The sequence below is a fragment of the Enterococcus aquimarinus genome (assembly GCF_001885765.1).
GTDB lineage: Bacteria > Bacillota > Bacilli > Lactobacillales > Enterococcaceae > Enterococcus_I > Enterococcus_I aquimarinus.
On the sequence record NZ_JXKD01000004.1, the window covers coordinates 103290 to 122308 of the forward strand.

The window sequence follows — 19019 nt, forward strand, 5'->3', positions numbered from 1 at the left end:
ACGTCGAAAAGACGAAATTCTTGTTTTATAAAATTAAATTGTGTAAAATATAAATAGAGGAGATGTGGTGAGAGAAATGATTCGACAAGTTGTAAGTGAACAATTGTGTTTTGCGATTTACAATGCTCAAAAAGAATTTTCGAGAATGTATACCGCAGCGTTAGAACCGTACCATCTGACTTATACGCAATACTTAGCATTACTCGTATTGTGGGAAAATGATCAGCGAAGTATTACAGAAATTGGCGAGGCGTTATCATTAGATAGTGGGACGTTGACGCCCATGATCAAACGCATGGAACAAAACGGTTTTGTTACGCGGGCACGAAGTCAAACAGACGAACGAAAAGTCGTCGTTAGCTTAACGTCTAAGGCAAAGGAGTCAAAAGAGGCCATTTTGTCGAAGGTAACAAGTTGTTTGGCTGTTGTCACTGAAGATGAGGAAAATTATTTTGACTTACTGAATCAAATCAATCAGTTAGCAAAAAAAGTAGGAGGAATCAGCAATGAAAAAAGTTTATGAAACAAAGATCACGAACACTGGCGGACGCGAAGGTGAAGTGTATTCACCGGATCATCTCTTTGAACACAAGGTGACTTCCCCTGGCAAAAAGGTCGAAAATGCGACGAATCCAGAACAGTTATTTGCAGCTGCTTATAGTGCCTGTTTTAATGGTGCATTAGAACTCGTCATGGAACGAGAAAATGACGTTCATCCAAGTGAAGTATCCGCTCGGGTCAGCTTGTTTGCAGACGACGTCGAAGGATTCCATATTGAAGTGGTTCTTGAAGTTAAAATCGATGGCGTAGAAGAGGCACGCGCATTAGAACTTGTGAAATTAGCGGATGAAGTGTGTCCCTATTCAAAAGCCGTTCGTAATAATGTGAAAGTAACGTTTGAGATTGTCTAATTGAATAGATAGATTTTACAGAACGAAGGCTAAGTTATTGCCTTCGTTCTTTTTTATTTTAGGCTATGTTAAATTATATTGTTGATTTTTTACGAGAATTAAGGGAACTTCCATTTTTAGAAGTTCCCTTTTGTTTACTCTATTAAAGTCCTCGTTCGTTTAAGTAGACGTTTTTACAAAATTTTCATTTTCTATTTCTTTTAAAGCCTTTGCGATAACTTCACATTTTTTCACAGCCCAAATGTAATGATTAGATGTGTTCGCTGTAAAATAACTGAACAAATTACTTGTTTTCGTCCACTTATAATATTTTTTTGTCACGATTTCTTCATTCGTATGTATTTTAATTAAGTCTGTTACTCTTTGGTGACTTAACTTCAATTTTTTTATAGCTTGATTTAATGTCACATCTTGATAGTTCTCCCAAATCCGTATATTCAGGAGTTTAATACTACTCCACTTATAACCAGGTGCTGGCATAAAAGGAATATCCCCATCCATACCCTCTCTATACCATCTCTCAAGCATTGCGTGCCATTCATAAAGATGCATTAAAACATCTCTAAAATTTTTATCTCTCTCTGGAGTTTCAATAGAAATTCCTCTTTTACTTTTCGGTACTGATTCAATTATTTCAAGTAGTTCTTTGAAATTTTTCTCGCTATTCAATAATAAAATCTCTTTCTCATTTTTGTCTATCATAGTTAATCTCCTCTCTTTGACTAATGGAAATTTTAAGAAAATATAGCTTTGAATATTTTTTCTCTACTTTTGATATGATTAAAACTTCCTAAATGGTCATAATTTATAGACCAAATCATACAGCCCCTATTCTTGAACAACTTAGATTATCATTTGGAAAATTCTGATAATCTAAGTTTATCATAGGTTTCTACTGTTGAGAATAAACAACTTTCTATTATCATTTTGCTGACGGTTGCATCGTTGTTGCGATGTCTGATGCTATCGAGGAATCGGAACCAACTCAAATAATGGTCGAGGTACTTTGTAGCGACGCCATTGAAACGGTCAATCCAGCCTTTGAGTCGGCTATGATAACTATTAACGTTCTGGATGTGATAAACACCTTTCACACGTTGATATCCATCTGATTTGAATCGGTAATGTTCCAAACCTTTATCGGTCGCATAGGTCTTAAAGGCTCTCCAAGCGTCTGTACAGAGAACATTCGTTGAAGAAAGTTTGGAGCCGATGGCATCATCAAGTCGAGTCTTTACGATACGTCCTTGACCGATGATTTTTGAATACGTCATCTTTTGGCGGTCTCTTGCGACAAGAACGCACACTTGGTCTTTACTAATGCCCCGTTTCTTCGAGGAGCCGCCACGTTTTCTTGGTTTACGACCTTTGAGATTACGCTTTCCTTTCTCAGAATACAGGAAATAGGTTTCATCCATCTCGACAATACCTTCGATCTTCTCAAAGTCCATCTGCTTCATCGCAGAAAGCAGTTTATGTCGCCAATAGAAGAGAGTGACATAATGAACCTCAATCAATTCAGAGGCTTTTCGAAGGGAGTAGCCTTCTATCATACATTGGATGAACCCTAACCATTTGTGAGGCAAGTGAGTTCGATGAAGTGGGGTATTCGTAACATCGGTGAAGGTCTTTCCGCAATCTTTACAGCGATAACGTTGACGTTCAATCAGTCGCATATCCATTTTCACTGAGTATTTCCCGAAACGGACAACCTTCGTCGAATGGCAATGGGTACACGTATAACCTTCTTTATGCTTTCGTTCAGACACTTCTTTGAAGACAGGTTCGCTTGCCGAATAAGATGCAAGCGAGTTCACAAAGAACTGTTTCAATCTATGTTGGTCGGCTGTATTTAACTTTCGAATCTCTTCGATAATCTCCTTCAATGACATTCGGAACCCACTCGCTCTCACTCTTTTCTTATATTATAGAACAAACGTTCTCTTTTATCAAATATCAACAGAGTTCTTTAACATAGCCTTATTTTAAAAAAAATCGGAACTGAAGTAACTAGAATCACATTATTTTAAGATATCTGTACGAGATTCAGGAAATCACAAAAAGAAGCTGTGACGGCTGTCATAGCTTCTTTTTGTATTCTTTAAATGAGTGAATTCGCAAGCATTGCTTCTAATTTACGGCGTTGGACTTTCATGGTAGCTGTCCGGGGAATTGCGTCAAAGTCTAAAAGAATCGCTTTGTTTAAATGAGGCAAATCTTCGACCGCTTGCCACCAAGCATCCCAATCCATTTCGGCGTCAGCAGCGAGTGCCAAAATCGGTTGTGGGTAATGTTCTTTATCTTTCACAATCACGACTTCTGATAAGAAGTCCAGTTTGTCTAATAACAAATCTTCTAACGCTAAGCTACTATCAATGGATTGGATTAAATCAACTTGGCGGTCTTTTAAGAAAAGTGCGCCTTCTACATTCATTACGCCATAATCTCCGCTGTCCCACCAAATATCGTAGCAATTTTCTGTAAAGCGTTCATCTTCTTTGAAATAGGTTAAGGCCCGACCTTTTGAGCGGAAATGAATATTTCCCGGAGTGTTGGCAGGAAGGGGGTGTCCATTCTCATCGGCAATCCGTGCTTTCGTTAACTCTCCCAAACCAAATCCCATATCGCGTGCGTTATTTTCGTGAATAGTCGACAGGCGGTGGCTCTTTAAGATCATTGGTCCGCATTCACTTTGACCGTAGACTTGTAAGAAAACAGGATCATTTGCGGCACTAGCCGTTAAAAAGGCTGCCATCGTTTGATTGTTAATGGCATCGAAAGTGGAATGATAATAACGAATCGAAGAAAACGCATGCGGTGCTTTTCTCGTTGCTTCTTGCCACTGAACAAAATTATTGGGATGGGTTTCTAACGCTAATGGTTGTTCTTTTTCGAGCATCGTAATTAAAGAATCAACTTTAGGACTGGCTAAAGGCATCAAAGAAAAACCAAACGCCATTGCCGAAGAAATCCCAATATTAAAACGTGAGTGCACGGGAGAAATATGAAAGGCGAGTAGTCCTTTTTCTTTGATTTTCCCGAAGACTTCCCGTTGCCAGGTTGTCCGCCAACCCATCGACTGGGCAGAATGACAAATAAGTTTAGGTACGCCTGTCGTGCCTGAAGTATGAGTAATATAAGAAATCTCCTCTAATGCGAGCTTTTCTTGAGGAACGGGTTCGTATGAAGTCGCTAATAACTGTGCGACACTGATTTGTTTCTCAGTTGGATAATTGGCTAATTGCGCAATGACTGGCTCGGTTTGTTGATCGTAAATAATAAATGGCTGAGCAAGTCGCTCGCCAAAAATTTCCATTGTTTTAGCTGGGAAATGATACGAAATCATCGCTGGGACAGCGCCTAAATAGGAAACGGCAACGGCAAGTAAGTACGTATCAAATTTAGGACTTTTAAAGATAATCACTTTATCGCCTTTTTTGACACCAAGCGCAGATAATTGATAGGCACGTTGTAAAATAACTTCTAGGCTGTTCTGGTAAGTGCTACGTAATGCTAATTCTGGAAAAGCGACTAAGATTTCATCAAAAATGAGCTCGGAATTAGGGAAAAATTGAGCATACTCTTCATAATTGCTGTATAAATTTAAGGGGATCATCGTGTGATCGGGCATTTATTTTCCTTCTTTCTTCTAAAAATAACATGAAACAATCCTATTTTAGCATAATAATAGTAATTCTTGATATCTTTTTTTAAAAAGAACAAACCGTTTTATAAGTTGAAGTCGCTATTTTTAATCGTGATAAAATAGACAAATTCATTCGGCGAACAAGTTTAAAAAATAGAAAAGGAGTGTCGAATCCTTACAATGATACTTATCGAAAGAAGATTGGAACAAAATCGTTGAAAAGACTAGCCTTTTATTTATGGAATTGGTATAGTAGGGAAGTTATCACGTTTTCTACACATTTTTTGTGTCTTTGTTTTAGTAAGCGTTAAGTCCCTTGCCCAGAAAGTCGATGTTGCTGTGAATCGATGAATACTTAATGACTGAATTACACAACATCGTAATTACAATTAAATACCAATCAGAGGAAAACAGTTTTTTTGTTTTTGAATAAAGGTGGTACCACGAAAGTATCTTTCGTCCTTAGCTAGCGATAGCCGAGGGCGTTTTTTGTTTTTTTGAAAGAATCGAAACTGTTAAAGTTAGAAAGTCGTTCTCTAAGAAGAGTACGTTGTAAAAAAAGATTTCAAGGAGGTGTTTTCGCAGTGAACTGTGGGAGAATGATTCGTTATCGCCTTTTGATTGCAGAATAAACAACCAACTAAAAGGAGCAGAAAGAAATGAATAAAAAAAATCAACCAAGTATTGTAGAAGCTAGTCTAGTCTTAACCTTCATTATTGCCAGTATTGCCCTGAGTGTCATTGTTTTAAAAGTGACGCCGAATATTGCCATTTTATTTTCCATTGCACTCGTGTTGCTTTATGTGGTCATCAAACGCATCCCGTTTGACCGTGTCAACGAAGGAATTGTGAATGGCATTAAACCCGGTATTATCCCTATTTTTATCTTTTTATTAGTCGGTGCCTTAATCTCCGTGTGGATTCAAGCTGGAATTATTCCAACATTAATGGTCTACGGTTTTAAAATGATTAGCGTCAAATGGTTTGTTCCCTCAATCTTTATTGTGTGTGCGATTGTCGGAAGTGCGGTCGGTAGCGCCTTTACGGTAATGTCGACCATCGGGATTGCCTTTTTTGGAATCGGGATAACCTTAGGCATTCATCCGCCACTGATTGTCGGTGCCATTGCCTCGGGTGCTATTTTTGGTGATAAAATGTCGCCGCTCTCTGAATCGACCAACTTAGCTGCTGCGATTGCAGAAGTTGATTTATTTAAACATATTCGAAATATGATGTGGTCTACGATTCCTGCATTTATTGTCTCATTACTCTTGTTTTCAGTTCTAGGGATTTCTGAAAGTACCGTTGATTTGGCAGAAATCGAGCTTGTTGTTCAAGTATTAGAAAGTCACTTTACGATTTCATTGTGGGCGTTACTCCCAATCGTGATGATGTTTGTCTGTGCGTGGCGTCGAATACCAGCCATTTTAACGCTTTTATTGAATATCGGCATAGGCATTATTTTTATTCTTGTTCAAACGCCCGAAACGCCGATTATTCAAATTGCTAGTTTTATCGAATCAGGTTTTGTCTCCGATACGGGGAATCGAGCCATTGATCTACTGCTGTCGCGTGGAGGAATAGCCAGTATGATGCCGACCGTTTCTCTGATTCTGTTAACATTATCTTTAGGCGGATTGTTAATGGAAACCAATTTGATTGGGGCAGTGATGAATGTTGTGGCTCATCAATTAAAAAGGACATCAGGAGTCATTATTGCGAGTCTGTTGACATCAATTGGAGTGAATTTATTTATTGGCGAGCAATTTTTATCGGTTATTCTACCCGGTAATGCCTTCAAGCAAGTCTACAAAGAAAACCACATCGATTTAGTCGTCTTAAGTCGCTCATTAGAAGATGGCGGAACGGTGATGAATTACTTGATTCCGTGGGGGATTGCGGGTAGCTTTGTGGCGGGAACCTTTGGTATTCCAACCATGACCTATTTACCATTTGTTTTCTTTAGCCTGCTTTCGCCCATCTTTTCCATGCTTAGTGCCATTACTGGAATAGGTGTGAGCTATACAGATGGGACTCCTAGTAAGAAATTTTTTGGTACAAAATAAATCAAATAGTGAAGAAGGGAGGAAAAAAGTTGTTTTGCTCTGAGAAAATACAGATCCACTCGCATAATTGGCTCTTTTCATTGCGCGAGTGGCGCTCAGGTGACAGAGCAGACGGTTGTCCTCCTTTTATTACAATTAAACGTTCATATAACAGAAAAGGGCTGGGGATATCTCACAGCCTTTTTTTGTGGTCTCACAAGCACCCCAAAACATCACGATGGCTTTTTCTAAACGCCTGCCTCATAAAATCAGATGTATTTGGGAATGAATGGTGCAATTCCAAAAAAATATTTCGCTTTATAAAATATCTTAAAGAGATACTTTTATCAACAAAAGTTAACAAGTAATCCTTTGATGTTTTTTATATTTACTCTTATACTAAGAAGCGTGGAGGGGATTAGATGAAAATTGGTCAAATCATTAGCGAAAAACGCAAAGAAAAAGGCATTACTCAACAAGAATTAGCCGAATTTGTCGGTGTCTCAAAAGCAGCTGTCTCGAAATGGGAAACGGGCTTAACCTATCCTGATATCACCTTACTGCCCTTGCTTGCGGCCTACTTTGATGTTTCAATGGATCAGCTATTAGACTATCATTCGCAGCTTTCAGCCAAAGAAATTCAGCGACTCTATACCATGCTCAAAAAATCATTAGAAAAAGACTCTGGTGAAGTTGTCTTAACGAATCTTCGTCGCTTGGTGCGTCGATATTATTCTTGTTATCCGTTCGTGTTACAGATGGGCTTATTTCTCATGAATCATTTTGATTATTTCCCTGCAATGGAAGGTGAAAACAAACAACAAAAGTATATGAATGAAGCCAGAGAATGGTTTTTACACGTAAAAAACGCAACTAAGGAAGTCGCACTTGTCAATCAAGCAAGAAATCTAGAAGCCTATACGTTGTTGTTATTGCAACAACCCGACCAAGTCCTCGCGTTATTAGGTGAATATGTTCCTGCTTATTTTCCAACTGAAACCTTAATCGCGGGTGCTTTTCAGCAACAAGGAGAAGGCCAACGGGGAATTGCAACTTTACAAAGTAGTATTGCGCAATATATTTTTGTGCTGATGAGTGGGTTTACGAATTATTTACAATTTTTATTGGCCGATGAAGAAAAATTTCAAATGACGTACGAACGAGGAAAAAAGATTGCCGAGACGTTTGAATTAACGACCCTTCATCCGATTATTTTGATGAATTTCCAACTATCCGCTATTTTTGGTTTCGCGCAATTAGGGAAACATACCCAAACGATTGAAGTGTTAGAGGCATTTGAAAGCACGCTGCGTCACACCGACTTTGAACTCGAACTTCATGGCGATGCCTATTTTGATCAAATTGATGAGTGGCTTGCACAACTTGATTTAGGTCCGCAAATGCCAAGAACAACGAAGAATATGAAATACGAGTTTCTGACGCTAGTAGTAGACAATCCCTTATTAAAACCGTATCAAAATGAAACGATTATAAAAAAACTAAAAGAAGTAAAGGAGTCTCAACATGAATAATTCTGAATTATTTTTTAACAATTTACCCTTGTTTATTCCATTAATCCTCTTAAATCTTGGTTTAATGATTACAGCCGTGATCCATGTGTTAAAACATCCTAAATATCGTTTTGGTAATCAGGTGTTTTGGCTGATTGTCGTAGTGTTTTTCCAATTTTTTGGTCCCGTTCTGTATTTCGTTTTTGGTAAAGGAGACGAAGAATGAATCTTTTAGAAGTCAGACAAGTCAAGAAACAGTTCGGGTCAAATGTTGTCTTAAACAATCTCACTTTTTCAATTCCACAAGGCAGTATATTTGGGTTTGTTGGGAAAAATGGTGCTGGAAAAACAACGACGATGAAATTGATTTTAGGTCTGGAGACAGTCGATGAAGGGGAGATTTATCTCAATGGTCAAAAAGTAACCTTCGGGAAACCGGCGACAAATCATTCGGTCGGATACTTACCGGATGTTCCAGAATTTTATGATTATATGACTGCACGTGAATACCTACTTTTTTGTAGTGAGATTACCGCTATTCCCAAAAATGAGCGGGTAAATCGTGTAGCAAAAATGTTGCAATTAGTTGGATTAACCCAAGATAAAAGAAAAATTAAAGGCTTCTCTAGAGGAATGAAACAACGATTGGGAATTGCGCAAGCATTATTAAACAAACCAGCCTTTTTAATTTGCGATGAACCTACTTCCGCGCTTGATCCTACCGGGCGTAATGAATTTTTGGCGTTATTAGCCTCTTTAAAGGACGAAGTGACGATTTTATTTTCGACACATATCTTAAGTGATGTCGAACGAATTTGTGATTACGTGGGAATCTTGGACCAAGGTGCCTTACAAGTGGTAGGCACGCTGGAGTCTTTAAAAGAACGCTACGCGAAGCCTCAAATTGAATTGAATTTTGAAACGCAAATAGAGGCGCAACAATTTGCGGCAAAGTTATCAGATAAAAAGATTCAATGTATCGATTCGCAAGTATTGTGGTCTTATGAAGGAACCTATTCACAAGCCTTTCATGACGTAGTAGAGATTTTACTTCAAGAAGCATTTACCGCTAAAAGTATTTCTCATATCGCCCCTTCTCTTGAGCAAATATATTTGGAGGTGACAAAATGACTCAATTCCTAGCCTTTAGTAAAAAAGAACTTTTAGAAACGTGGCGTACGAAAAAACTTGTTTTGCTTTTTGTCATTTTTATGATATTTGGCTTAATGAGTCCATTGGTGGCTAAACTAACACCAGAAATTCTAAAAATGAGTTTTGGTGAGGAGTTCCCTATTGTCGCGCCAACGTCACTTGATTCTTGGATGCAATATTATAAAAATCTAAGTCAAATCGGTCTCTATCTTTTTGCCATTGTCTTTAGTGGCGTGGTCAGTCAAGAAATTCAAAAAGGGACGCTCGTTCATTTGGTGACGAAAGGGTTAAATCGTTCGGTGATTATCGGAAGTAAATGGTTCATTCTCTATTTACAATGGACGTTGATTCTCAGTCTTTCATTTGTCATTACTTTTGGTTATACGTATTTTTATTTTCCAGATAACGCCTCCGCTCATCCTTGGCTCGCCTTTTTTCCTCTTTTGATTTTTGGCTTGTTTTTTTGTAGTCTGATTATTTTTACTTCAACAGTTGCAAGAAGTTCCTTCGAAGGATTATTGTTAACCATTTTCGTGATGATCCTCGGTTATATCGGAGGCGTCTTCGAATCCTTGACGACCTGGAATCCCGTCTCTTTAATTGGACAAAATCTGGCTATTTTACAAGGTACGGATCGATTATCGGAGTATCTTCCGAGTATTCTTGTTACGTTGCTGCTGACTATTGTGTTAATTGTCATGAGTATTAACGTTTTGAAACGAAAAAAAATATAAGACACTTTGAAATACTAGTTCTGCTTAAAAAGAGCTAGTATTTTCTTTTTTTTATAGTAAAATACTTATTAGAAAGCGTTTTCTTTTTATAGGAGGTGTCAAACGATTGGTGAAACTAAAAGGGGAGTGGTTAGTCTTGGTGCATAAGTACCGCTATGAGCGCAGTCGTCTTTTGCTAATCAAACGTTAAAATCAAGTGTGGGTGGTTCCGTGTGTCGTTAGTGAGCCATATTTATTTTTTTGTCTCATACGAAATGATTCTTTTGTCAGCGCAATGAAGACAAATGGTTCATCTATTATTTAAAATGAAGCAAAACTGTTGAAGGATACCATAGTGAATGAAATATCTGGATAAATCAAACTCCTTAAGAAAGAAAAACAGGAACTTTCTTAAGGGGTTTGAGCATTAAGGTTGTAGAAACCGAAAAAATCGGGTACAATTATCTCGAATTCGAAATAAAAAGAGGTGACGAAATGAATAGGAAAGAAAAAAGTTTACAAGCATTGATCGGTATTTTACGCACGAGTAGCACCTTAGAACAAATTGTTCGAAAAGATGTGGCCTGCTACGGATTAAACATGACGGAATTTTCTGTTCTAGAATTACTTTACCATAAAGGACGCCAAACAACACAAACAATTAAAAATAAAATTTTAATTGCGAGCAGTAGTACAACTTACGTGGTCGATCAATTAGAGAAAAAAGAACATGTCCGCCGAGATATTTGCCAAGAAGATAAGCGTGTAACCTATGTTGAAATCACGGAATCAGGGAAAGCCTTGATGGATGAAATTTTCCCCCTACACGCCAAGAAAATTGAGACCTGTTTTGGGAAGTTAACGGAAGATGAATTAGTCCAACTGAAGGAACTACTCAAAAAAGTAAGATAAATGAAAAGAGGAAATCACAATGAATGAAAGAGACTTACCACTAGGCATTCACCATGTGACGGCAATGACGAGTGATGTTGTTAAGAACTATGAATTTTTTACTGAAGTATTAGGTATGCGCCTTGTTAAAAAAACGGTCAACCAAGATGATATTCATACCTATCATACCTATTACGGTGATGATACCGGATCACCTGGTACAGCCATGACGTTTTTTGATTTTCCAAATAATCCAAAAGGGATCAAAGGAACGAACGCGATTACTCGAACGAGTTTCCGCGTACCAAATGATGCGAGCTTAGAATACTACCAAGAACGTTTTGCTAAATTTGATGTGAAACATGAAGCGATTACCACTGAATTTGGGAAAAAAGTATTGCGGTTCTGGGATTTTGACGAGCAAGCGTATCAATTGATTTCGGATGAAAACAATGTGGGAATGAAACCCGGAACGCCATGGAAAAAAGGTCCAGTACCGGAGAAATTTGCGATTTATGGTTTAGGTCCGGTTGAAATAACCGTGAGCTATTTTAACGATTTTAAAGAAATTTTTGAAGAATTACTTTCTTTTGAAGAAATCGCACAAGAAGGCAACCGTTATTTACTCGAAGTAGGTGAAAAAGGCAACGGCGCACAAGTTGTTTTAATTGAAGATGCGACGCAAAATATCGCACAACAAGGATATGGAGAAGTACACCATTTTGCGTTACGCTTAAAAGATGCGGCTTCGATTAAATTATGGATAACACGTTTAAATCAAGCGGGATTACCAAACTCTGGCTACGTGAATCGCTTTTATTTTGAATCATTATATGTTCGAATTGGTCATGTGCTAGTAGAGTTTGCGACGGATGAACCTGGATTTGTGACAGATGAACCTTACGAAACATTAGGAGAAAGCTTAGCGCTACCACCATTTTTAGAGCCAAATCGTGCGCACATCGAAAGTGTTATTCGTCCTTTTGATACGACAAGATAGGGGGATAAATATGAAAGAAATTGTACCCGCAACATTGACGCAACAAGAAAATTATAAATTATTGATTGGTTCGATTATTCCCCGCCCAGTTGCTTTGGTCACGACCCAGTCTGCTCAAGGAATTGTGAATGTCGCTCCTTTTAGTTTTTTTAATATTGTGAGCTCCAATCCACCCGTTGTTTCATTATCTGTTCAAAGAAAAAATGGGATCGAAAAAGATACAGCCCGCAATTTACGAGAGCAAGGCGAAGGTGTCATCCACATTTTAGACGAAGAGAACGTTTTTGAAGCGAATGAGACGGCGGCTAACTTAGCGCCGGAGGAAAGTGAACTATCCGTCGCGAAGTTGACACTCGTTCCCTCTTCAAAGGTGTTGACGCCTGGTTTACAAGAAGCCAAAGTTCGTTTTGAAGTCTCGGTTTTAGAAAGAATCGACATCAAAAAGGAAGAAACGGTTACAGCTGATTTCTTTTTATTACAAATTGAGAACTATGTGATTGCGGAAGAAGTCTACGAAGATGGGAAAATTAATCCTCATAAACTCGCACCCGTCAGTCGTCTCGCTGGTCAAGATTATAGTAAGCTTGGAGAAATTTTTTCGTTAGCGCGCCCTAAATAAAAGAAGGTATCAGAGAAAAGTTCGCTTTTCTTTGGTACTTTTTTATTTTCTTTGCCTACTTCTTTGGTTTCTTGACACCTATCAATTTAGTTGATGCGTTTTACGATTACACTAAGGGTGTCAATAAGGAAGGAGATCAAGAAAATGAACATTCAACGTTTGATCAAGCAACACCAGAACCAGATTATTATCTTAAGTGGGGTCCTTGTAGCAAGTGCCATCATCAGTGACTATCTATTGAATCTTTCTCAAGTAGGAATGTGGGCGATGATTTTAGCCTCGATTGTGGGTGGGATACCGATTATGATTCAAGCGTATCAAGCACTTCGAAATAAAGTAATTAGTATTGAATTACTAGTTTCAATCGCTGTTATAGGAGCGTTTTTTATTGGGGAATATTACGAGTCTGGCATCGTGACTTTTTTATTTTTATTTGGTGCATACTTAGAACGACGAACAATCGAAAAGACACGAAAATCCGTTAAGAGCTTAGTGGAGATGGCACCGACGACGGCCTTGTTAGTAGATGAATCCGGAGAAGCCGAAGAGGTCGACATTGAATTCGTTGAAAAAGAGGATCGCTTATTAGTGAAAACGGGATCAAAAGTACCCGTAGACGGCCTTGTATTAGTTGGCGAAGGTTTTGTAGATGAAGCGACGATTACGGGGGAATCTTTTCCCGTCAAGAAAAAAGTTGGCGACCACGTTTTTGCGGGGACAATCTTGAATAATGGTACCTTACAAATTGAAGCCCAAAGAGTAGGGGAAGATACGACTTTTGGCAAGATAATTGAACTAGTCGAAGAGGCGCAAGATAGTAAGTCAGTGATGGAAAAATTCATTAATAAATTTTCAAAATATTACACCCCTGTAGTACTCATTTTTGCACTGGTGACGTATCTTTTCACCCAAGATATTCGCTTGGCTATCACGATTTTAGTACTCGGTTGTCCGGGAGCCTTAGTCATCGGGGTTCCTGTGTCGAACGTAACAGGGATTGGGAACGGCGCCAAACATGGCGTACTCATTAAAGGCGGAGAAGTCATGGATCGCATGAATCAAGTCGATACGATGGTCTTTGACAAAACAGGAACGTTAACCCAAGGAACAACCGCAGTCACAACCTTTATTTCACTTGAAGAAGAAGAGGAAAAGTCGTTGGCCTACTTAATGGCAATCGAAAAAGAATCCGATCATCCGTTAGCCAAAGCGATTGTCGCTTATTTAGGCGAAAAAAATATCAGAAATCCTTATCCTGTCCAATCGACAACGGTCCTTGAAGGGCGTGGGATTCAAGCAATCGTTCAGGAGGAAGAAGTTTTGATTGGGAATGAGCGTTTATTAAAGGAACAAGCGTTGACGATTGCACCAAAGACACAAAAAGAAATTCAAGCAATCAAAGAACAAGGCAACTCCATTGTTCTCGTCACAGTGAGTGGAGAATTAAGGTTTGTGATAGGCGTCTCCGATGAGATTCGTCCGGAGGCAAAAAAGGCACTGATGAAACTTCGTAAAATGGGAATTAAACGATTTGTGATGTTGACGGGCGATAATCAGATCACGGCCCAAGCGGTAGCAACACAACTAGGAATTGATGAGGTGAAAGCCGAATTGTTACCAGCAGATAAAGTCAAAGAAGTGCAAAAATTAAAAGATACGGGGCATATCGTGGCTTTTGTGGGGGATGGTATCAACGACTCGCCCTCGATTGCACTAGCGGATATTGGGATTGCGATGGGTTCAGGCACCGACGTCGCGGTTGAAACGTCTGATATTGTCTTAATGCGCTCGAGTTTTGATGAGTTAGTGCATGCTTTTGGTTTAACAAGAGCGACCATTTTTAATATGCGTCAAAATATTGGCATCTCGTTAGCCACTGTTGGCCTTTTATTTGTCGGACTATTTGCCGGATTCATCTACATGGCATCAGGCATGTTTGTGCATGAAGCCTCGATTTTGTTCGTGATTTTAAATGGCTTACGTTTGATGAAGTTTCGTGTGAAATAACAGAAATGTTCGAGTGTCTCCTAAGATACTGTCTTGGAGCATGCTGTCGACTTCATTCGTATAAAATCACTGCTAGGAGTCGTGTTTTGCGGTGTGACTATGAAGTTGAAAAAAATCAGAAGGAAATTGAGAGACCTCCCTAAGTTAGCGCTTATCGTCTAACTTGAGGAGGTCAAATCTATCTATTCCTGAGGCTTATTATAGTTAAAAGGGTGTCTTAGAATGGCTACTGATGACGGCAGTTTTTGGAAAAATGACTATCGTTCCTCATAACGACTTATGAAGGGAAATCAGGAATCACGTTTCGGACAATTTTAATATCTTCAAAATGATTTTCAATCATCATGCCATTTTCAATCAGATACAAACTTGTGTACGATTGACCATCTTCATCAAAAGTATAAGTGACATCAACCCAATTACCGTTTAATTGTTTGACACGATATTCGCCAGTCATTGCTTGACCACGACCTTGAGAAAACGTTTCGAATGTCCCATCAGGGTTGTAATTCCAAGTATTATGAAATTCGATGCCTTCTTTAATGGTCCAAGTGCCTAGAATCGTTGTGTTGAAATCAACAGGCGTCGTTTGGATGTCATTTTGAAAAACATCCGTTGATAAATTGACCTCTGTCACGTTTCCTAAACGGTTAAATTGCCCCAAGTAACCAAAGCCCATCTTTGTGGAGTCTTGATTAAAGTTCGCGATAAAATACGTACCGATTCCGTCGATATTTTCATTGAATCCATAGAGTTTAAGGAGTTGGGTGTCTTCAAAATCAGCTGCAACGGTCAATGTGCCAGAACTATTAATTTCTCCAGTTAGTTGCCAAGTCCCATCCGATTGAACAGTGAGTGTTTGATTCTCTTGTTTCCAAGTGCCGACGATATTACGTCTTGTCTCTATGGGAACTGGAATTTCTGAATGACTTTCGGAAATTTGAGTCGTTTCAGTCGAAGAAGAAGAGCTTGATTCTTCGGTTGTAGTTGAACTTGTCATTTCGCTTGAAGAACTGCTACTAGAAGGTGGGGTTGGGGTAGTACGACAGGCGCTAAAAAACAATAATAGAAATAACAATGATAATGAGAGCCGTTTCATTTTTATCATCCCCTTTTGTTCATTATACTTCTTTTCTTTCTTAATCAAAAACAATATGGTATAACAGATAAGGAATCATTTAAGGAGGAATTTTATTGAAGAAGCAAGAACAAGTACAACGATTAAAAGAGACACTTTATGTGACGTTAGGAGCATTTATTTTAGCGATTAGTGTGAACTTAATTTTTTTACCGAATCAAATTGTCGCAGGCGGTGCAAGTGGCTTAAGTATCGTGTTGAATGAGTTATTCGGCTGGAACGTCGCCTTAACCTTATATGCGATTAATATTCCGCTCTTAATTTTATGTTTTTTACTTTTAGGCAAAGATGTTGGATTAAAAACGATTTATGGAAGCTTAATTAATCCTTTTTTTATTGCGATTACGGGATCATTACCTCCGTTAACGAATAATATTTTTTTAGCAACCTTGTATGGTGGCGTGTTGACTGGAATTGGTTTAGGCCTTGTTTTTCGGGGAAATGCCTCAACGGGTGGCTCAGCTATTATTTCACAAATTGTGAATAAGTATTTTAAAATCTCTTTAGGGGTTTCTGTTTTCGTAGTAGATGGTTTTGTCATTGCGACGGCTCTTTTCGTGTTTACAAAAGATACGGTTTTATTTTCTCTGATTAGTCTTTTCATTATTGGTCGTGTGATTGACCGCGTTCAAGTAGGCGTCTTACGTTCGAAAAACTTATTTATTATCTCGGACAAATATGAAGCCATTCATCAAATGTTCATTAAAGAATTAGATAAAGGCGTTACCCTTTTGCCGATTGAGGGTGGTTATACTCAAAAACAAGGGAAAATTATTATGACTGTGATTCCTGAAAAAGAATTTATGGCAATCAAAGAAGCGATCTTAGCGATTGATGAAACGGCCTTTTTTGTCGCATTAGATGCAAGTGAAGTCAATGGTCGTGGTTTCAGTGTGAAACGTATGATGGAAGATTATAGTGTCGAAATCTAAAAAAAGTTTAAGGCGGCCTTCAAAGAGAGATTGTTTCGTTCTCTGTTTGAAGGCCGCCTCATCGTTTATCTTGTGCTTTTTATAGAAATGTTATTTAATTTTACGACAAACTAAGTAAAATATGGTTACCCGCTGGATCGATCGTTAAAAAGTTTTCTCCTTTTTCAACGACAGACCCACCTAAAGCAATCACGTTTTGGATGGCTATTTCTCTAGCAGTTGCATCCGGATAGACAATCGTGTAAAAGTCTAAGCCTGTACTATTTTCAGGAGGCGTTGGCGCACCCACACCCATCCAAGTGTTTAAAGCGATGTGGTGATGATAATTTCCTGTAGAGAGGAATAGCGCTTGATCGCTATAGCGACTCGCAATCGCAAAGCCCAGACCTTTGACGTAAAAATCTGCTGTGGCTTGTAATTCTGAAACGTATAAATGAATATGTCCCATAATGGTTTTTGCAGGAAGACCTTGCCAACCCTCGGGATTTCTTAACGTTAACAAGTCATGCCCATTAATCGGATCAATGGTCATTTGTACGCCATCTTCTAACCAGGTCCATTCATCAGCCTGACGATCCGTATAAATTTCAATTTCATTGCCATCAGGATCGGCAATATACAATGCTTCACTTACAAGATGATCAGATGCGCCATAAGGAAGACCTGTTGTAATAAAGTGTGCGAGTAAATCGGCTAAATCCGAGCGTTTAGGTAATAATAAAGCAAAATGATACATACCAGTTGTTCGTTGTGGGCGTGGTGTTACATGAGCAGGTTGATTAATGGTCAAGAGTGATGTCGAACCATCTGCCGTGAAATCAACCGAGGTTGCTGTTTGATTTAAAATTTTAAAGCCAAGCATTTCAGTATAAAAAGGGATTGAGCGGTTTAAATCCATGACGTTCAGTGTAACGTGTCCTACGTAAGCTTGTGGTGATTGATGAAAGTTGTTCATAATAATATTCCTCCAATATTCGTTTGTATATGCAAATGACACTTGAAAAAAAAGAGCGATGTCACTCTTCTTTTAAGATTTCGCTTGATTCATAAAGCATTTTTGCGAGTAAAGCACTCTCTTTTTCACCTATTTTTTCTTGGTATGCTTTCGACAAACGATCAAAGCCTGCTTCAATCGTTTCTTGTAAGGCATACCCACTGTCCGTTAAATGGATATGGGTTTCTTTTCCCTGACTTGTACGAGTAACCAGTGCCGCATCTTCTAATTTATTAATAAAGCGAGTGCTGGTTGATGGTGCAATGTCTAGTTTTTCGCACAATTTTTTTTGGGTAATATTAGGATATTGTGCGACCAAAATTAATAAATAGGCGTAGTTAGGAGAGAGATTAATATCGACAAAGGCTTCTTCTGCTAATTTTGTCATTGCGCGCGCAAAACGATTAGCATTAAAAAATAAGCATTCAGTTAAAGCAGAATCATCTATTTTCATAATTTCACGTCCTCATTTGTACATACAAATTAACATATAAAAATAAGCGTGTCAAAAACAATGCTCACCTTTATCAAATGGCTGATGGAATGAATCGATAAGAGAATGAATCACTAAAAAACTAAGTGGTTCCCATCGAGACGAAGAGAATCACTTAGTTATGACAATGGTTTATTCTTCTTTTGGAAGCTGGTTGTTGAGGTCGGTACGCACAACGAGCACATCACAAGGTGCGTGGCGAATCACGTATTCTGAAACAGAACCAATAAACAAACGCTCAACGGCATTTAGACCCGTAGCACCTAACATAATTAAATCAATTTGATGTTCGCTCGGAACGTATTTGGCAATGACCGTTTTAGGTGACCCATATTCAATCAATGTTTTAATCGAAGTAATGCCTTGTTTTTTTGCAGTTTCTTCATATTCGGCTAATGACTCTTTTGCCATATCGGTTGCTTGTTCTGCTAACATCGTGTCAAAAGACGTCATTGTTTGAAAAGCACGTGCGTCGATGACATGAAGTAAAACCAATTCCGCATTATTACGTTTTGTGACGTTAATCGCCTTTTTAAAAGCGAGCTCTGCTTCTTTTGAGCCGTCAACGGCGACCATGATTCGATTGTATTGTTGTAACATATTGACCACATCCTTCTATCCTTTTCTTTATTGTAAGCTATTTCAAAGGAATTGCCAAATATCTAAGTAGAACTTATTTTATTTTTTTAGAAAATTGATAGCTAAACAAACCAGAGACGAACATCATTAGCGCAATAAAATACAAAGCGCCATCTCGTTGAATAAAAGGTGAAAGACCAAATGCGAGTAACGCTAAACAAAGGAATAAAAAGCCGTAACGAGCTAAAAATTGTTTGTTACTTTCGTGATCAGCGGCCAATAGTGCTAGGAAAATGGTTTGTTTTTTTAATAAGAAAAAGGCAAAGACACTTAAAAATAGACCAATGAGAATAAAAATAATAAAAATCATCTGGAAGTAATTCCTTTC

The 19019-nt window shown here is 38.4% G+C and carries 20 protein-coding genes; 12 read left to right on the forward strand and 8 right to left on the reverse strand.

The annotated features are described in order from the left end of the window. Positions 1-76: 76 nt before the first annotated feature. Positions 77-523, forward strand: a complete 447-nt coding sequence (locus RU93_RS04460) for a MarR family winged helix-turn-helix transcriptional regulator (RefSeq protein ID WP_071874408.1) — start codon at positions 77-79, stop codon at positions 521-523. Then, positions 507-911 carry an Ohr family peroxiredoxin gene (locus RU93_RS04465; protein ID WP_071874409.1) on the forward strand — a complete coding sequence of 135 codons (405 nt, stop codon included), beginning with the start codon at positions 507-509 and terminating at the stop codon, positions 909-911. The genes RU93_RS04460 and RU93_RS04465 overlap by 17 nt, the downstream gene beginning before the upstream one ends. 159 nt (positions 912-1070) lie before the next feature. Here RU93_RS04465 and RU93_RS04470 read toward each other — a convergent pair whose 3' ends face one another. The 3 genes from RU93_RS04470 to RU93_RS04480 form a co-directional block, all read right to left on the reverse strand. Next, positions 1071-1613: a ClbS/DfsB family four-helix bundle protein gene (locus RU93_RS04470; protein ID WP_071874410.1), complete on the reverse strand. Its 543-nt coding sequence runs from the start codon at positions 1611-1613 to the stop codon at positions 1071-1073. A gap of 149 nt (positions 1614-1762) precedes the next feature. Then, positions 1763-2803, reverse strand: coding sequence for an IS1595-like element ISLca5 family transposase (locus tag RU93_RS04475; protein WP_071874411.1), 1041 nt, complete (start codon positions 2801-2803; stop codon positions 1763-1765). A 209-nt stretch (positions 2804-3012) separates the two neighbouring features. After that, positions 3013-4542 (reverse strand): AMP-binding protein, encoded by a 1530-nt coding sequence (locus RU93_RS04480; RefSeq protein ID WP_071874412.1) that lies wholly within the window; start codon positions 4540-4542, stop codon positions 3013-3015. A 674-nt stretch (positions 4543-5216) separates the two neighbouring features. Between RU93_RS04480 and nhaC the strand changes: the two genes are divergently transcribed. The 9 genes from nhaC to RU93_RS04525 all read left to right on the forward strand — a co-directional run bounded on the left by nhaC (position 5217) and on the right by RU93_RS04525 (position 14495). Further along, a complete protein-coding gene (gene nhaC / locus RU93_RS04485) occupies positions 5217-6623 on the forward strand; it encodes a Na+/H+ antiporter NhaC (protein ID WP_071874413.1) in 1407 nt (468 codons plus the stop codon). A 401-nt stretch (positions 6624-7024) separates the two neighbouring features. Further along, positions 7025-8134 carry a helix-turn-helix domain-containing protein gene (locus RU93_RS04490; protein ID WP_071874414.1) on the forward strand — a complete coding sequence of 370 codons (1110 nt, stop codon included), beginning with the start codon at positions 7025-7027 and terminating at the stop codon, positions 8132-8134. After that, entirely contained in the window at positions 8127-8339 is a 213-nt protein-coding gene (locus RU93_RS04495; RefSeq protein WP_071874415.1) for a PLD nuclease N-terminal domain-containing protein, read from the forward strand. The genes RU93_RS04490 and RU93_RS04495 overlap by 8 nt, the downstream gene beginning before the upstream one ends. Next, complete coding sequence (locus RU93_RS04500; RefSeq protein ID WP_071874416.1) at positions 8336-9244, forward strand: ABC transporter ATP-binding protein; 909 nt, start codon at positions 8336-8338, stop codon at positions 9242-9244. The genes RU93_RS04495 and RU93_RS04500 overlap by 4 nt, the downstream gene beginning before the upstream one ends. Beyond that, positions 9241-9999 (forward strand): ABC transporter permease, encoded by a 759-nt coding sequence (locus RU93_RS04505; RefSeq protein WP_071874417.1) that lies wholly within the window; start codon positions 9241-9243, stop codon positions 9997-9999. Before RU93_RS04500 ends, RU93_RS04505 begins: the two co-directional genes overlap by 4 nt. A gap of 474 nt (positions 10000-10473) precedes the next feature. Beyond that, on the forward strand, positions 10474-10890 hold the full coding sequence (locus RU93_RS04510) for a MarR family winged helix-turn-helix transcriptional regulator (RefSeq protein WP_071874418.1): 417 nt from the start codon (positions 10474-10476) through the stop codon (positions 10888-10890). 19 nt (positions 10891-10909) lie between these two features. Beyond that, positions 10910-11869: a ring-cleaving dioxygenase gene (locus tag RU93_RS04515; RefSeq protein WP_071874419.1), complete on the forward strand. Its 960-nt coding sequence runs from the start codon at positions 10910-10912 to the stop codon at positions 11867-11869. 10 nt (positions 11870-11879) lie between these two features. Further along, the gene (locus RU93_RS04520; protein ID WP_071874420.1) at positions 11880-12488 is read left to right on the forward strand and encodes a flavin reductase family protein; all 609 of its coding nucleotides are present in this window, start codon (positions 11880-11882) and stop codon (positions 12486-12488) included. Positions 12489-12632: 144 nt separating this feature from the next. After that, complete coding sequence (locus tag RU93_RS04525; RefSeq protein WP_071874421.1) at positions 12633-14495, forward strand: heavy metal translocating P-type ATPase; 1863 nt, start codon at positions 12633-12635, stop codon at positions 14493-14495. Between the two features lie 277 nt (positions 14496-14772). Here the strand turns inward: RU93_RS04525 and RU93_RS04530 are convergent, their stop codons facing one another. Beyond that, the gene (locus tag RU93_RS04530) at positions 14773-15495 is read right to left on the reverse strand and encodes a hypothetical protein (protein WP_211272554.1); all 723 of its coding nucleotides are present in this window, start codon (positions 15493-15495) and stop codon (positions 14773-14775) included. 194 nt (positions 15496-15689) lie between these two features. Between RU93_RS04530 and RU93_RS04535 the strand changes: the two genes are divergently transcribed. After that, positions 15690-16565 (forward strand): YitT family protein, encoded by an 876-nt coding sequence (locus tag RU93_RS04535; RefSeq protein ID WP_071874423.1) that lies wholly within the window; start codon positions 15690-15692, stop codon positions 16563-16565. A 100-nt stretch (positions 16566-16665) separates the two neighbouring features. On the opposite strand, the gene RU93_RS04540 is transcribed toward RU93_RS04535, so the two are convergent. The 4 genes from RU93_RS04540 to RU93_RS04555 form a co-directional block, all read right to left on the reverse strand. Continuing rightward, a complete protein-coding gene (locus tag RU93_RS04540) occupies positions 16666-17520 on the reverse strand; it encodes a VOC family protein (RefSeq protein ID WP_071874424.1) in 855 nt (284 codons plus the stop codon). 61 nt (positions 17521-17581) lie between these two features. Then, positions 17582-18013, reverse strand: a complete 432-nt coding sequence (locus RU93_RS04545) for a MarR family winged helix-turn-helix transcriptional regulator (RefSeq protein ID WP_071874425.1) — start codon at positions 18011-18013, stop codon at positions 17582-17584. A 171-nt stretch (positions 18014-18184) separates the two neighbouring features. Further along, positions 18185-18652, reverse strand: a complete 468-nt coding sequence (locus RU93_RS04550; RefSeq protein WP_071874426.1) for a universal stress protein — start codon at positions 18650-18652, stop codon at positions 18185-18187. A gap of 73 nt (positions 18653-18725) precedes the next feature. Then, positions 18726-19001 carry a hypothetical protein gene (locus tag RU93_RS04555; protein ID WP_071874427.1) on the reverse strand — a complete coding sequence of 92 codons (276 nt, stop codon included), beginning with the start codon at positions 18999-19001 and terminating at the stop codon, positions 18726-18728. Positions 19002-19019 lie beyond the last annotated feature (18 nt).

Bases quoted from the DNA above. Each gene is read 5' to 3' on its own strand.
- RU93_RS04520 (WP_071874420.1), top strand. From the start codon at position 11,880: ATGAAAGAAATTGTACCCGCAACATTGACGCAACAAGAAAATTATAAA.
- RU93_RS04545 (WP_071874425.1), bottom strand. From the start codon at position 18,013: ATGAAAATAGATGATTCTGCTTTAACTGAATGCTTATTTTTTAATGCT.
- RU93_RS04495 (WP_071874415.1), top strand. From the start codon at position 8,127: ATGAATAATTCTGAATTATTTTTTAACAATTTACCCTTGTTTATTCCA.
- RU93_RS04460 (WP_071874408.1), top strand. From the start codon at position 77: ATGATTCGACAAGTTGTAAGTGAACAATTGTGTTTTGCGATTTACAAT.
- RU93_RS04530 (WP_211272554.1), bottom strand. From the start codon at position 15,495: ATGACAAGTTCAACTACAACCGAAGAATCAAGCTCTTCTTCTTCGACT.
- RU93_RS04515 (WP_071874419.1), top strand. From the start codon at position 10,910: ATGAATGAAAGAGACTTACCACTAGGCATTCACCATGTGACGGCAATG.
- RU93_RS04555 (WP_071874427.1), bottom strand. From the start codon at position 19,001: ATGATTTTTATTATTTTTATTCTCATTGGTCTATTTTTAAGTGTCTTT.
- nhaC (WP_071874413.1), top strand. From the start codon at position 5,217: ATGAATAAAAAAAATCAACCAAGTATTGTAGAAGCTAGTCTAGTCTTA.
- RU93_RS04465 (WP_071874409.1), top strand. From the start codon at position 507: ATGAAAAAAGTTTATGAAACAAAGATCACGAACACTGGCGGACGCGAA.
- RU93_RS04500 (WP_071874416.1), top strand. From the start codon at position 8,336: ATGAATCTTTTAGAAGTCAGACAAGTCAAGAAACAGTTCGGGTCAAAT.
- RU93_RS04470 (WP_071874410.1), bottom strand. From the start codon at position 1,613: ATGATAGACAAAAATGAGAAAGAGATTTTATTATTGAATAGCGAGAAA.
- RU93_RS04480 (WP_071874412.1), bottom strand. From the start codon at position 4,542: ATGCCCGATCACACGATGATCCCCTTAAATTTATACAGCAATTATGAA.
- RU93_RS04540 (WP_071874424.1), bottom strand. From the start codon at position 17,520: ATGAACAACTTTCATCAATCACCACAAGCTTACGTAGGACACGTTACA.
- RU93_RS04525 (WP_071874421.1), top strand. From the start codon at position 12,633: ATGAACATTCAACGTTTGATCAAGCAACACCAGAACCAGATTATTATC.
- RU93_RS04490 (WP_071874414.1), top strand. From the start codon at position 7,025: ATGAAAATTGGTCAAATCATTAGCGAAAAACGCAAAGAAAAAGGCATT.
- RU93_RS04475 (WP_071874411.1), bottom strand. From the start codon at position 2,803: ATGTCATTGAAGGAGATTATCGAAGAGATTCGAAAGTTAAATACAGCC.
- RU93_RS04505 (WP_071874417.1), top strand. From the start codon at position 9,241: ATGACTCAATTCCTAGCCTTTAGTAAAAAAGAACTTTTAGAAACGTGG.
- RU93_RS04550 (WP_071874426.1), bottom strand. From the start codon at position 18,652: ATGTTACAACAATACAATCGAATCATGGTCGCCGTTGACGGCTCAAAA.
- RU93_RS04510 (WP_071874418.1), top strand. From the start codon at position 10,474: ATGAATAGGAAAGAAAAAAGTTTACAAGCATTGATCGGTATTTTACGC.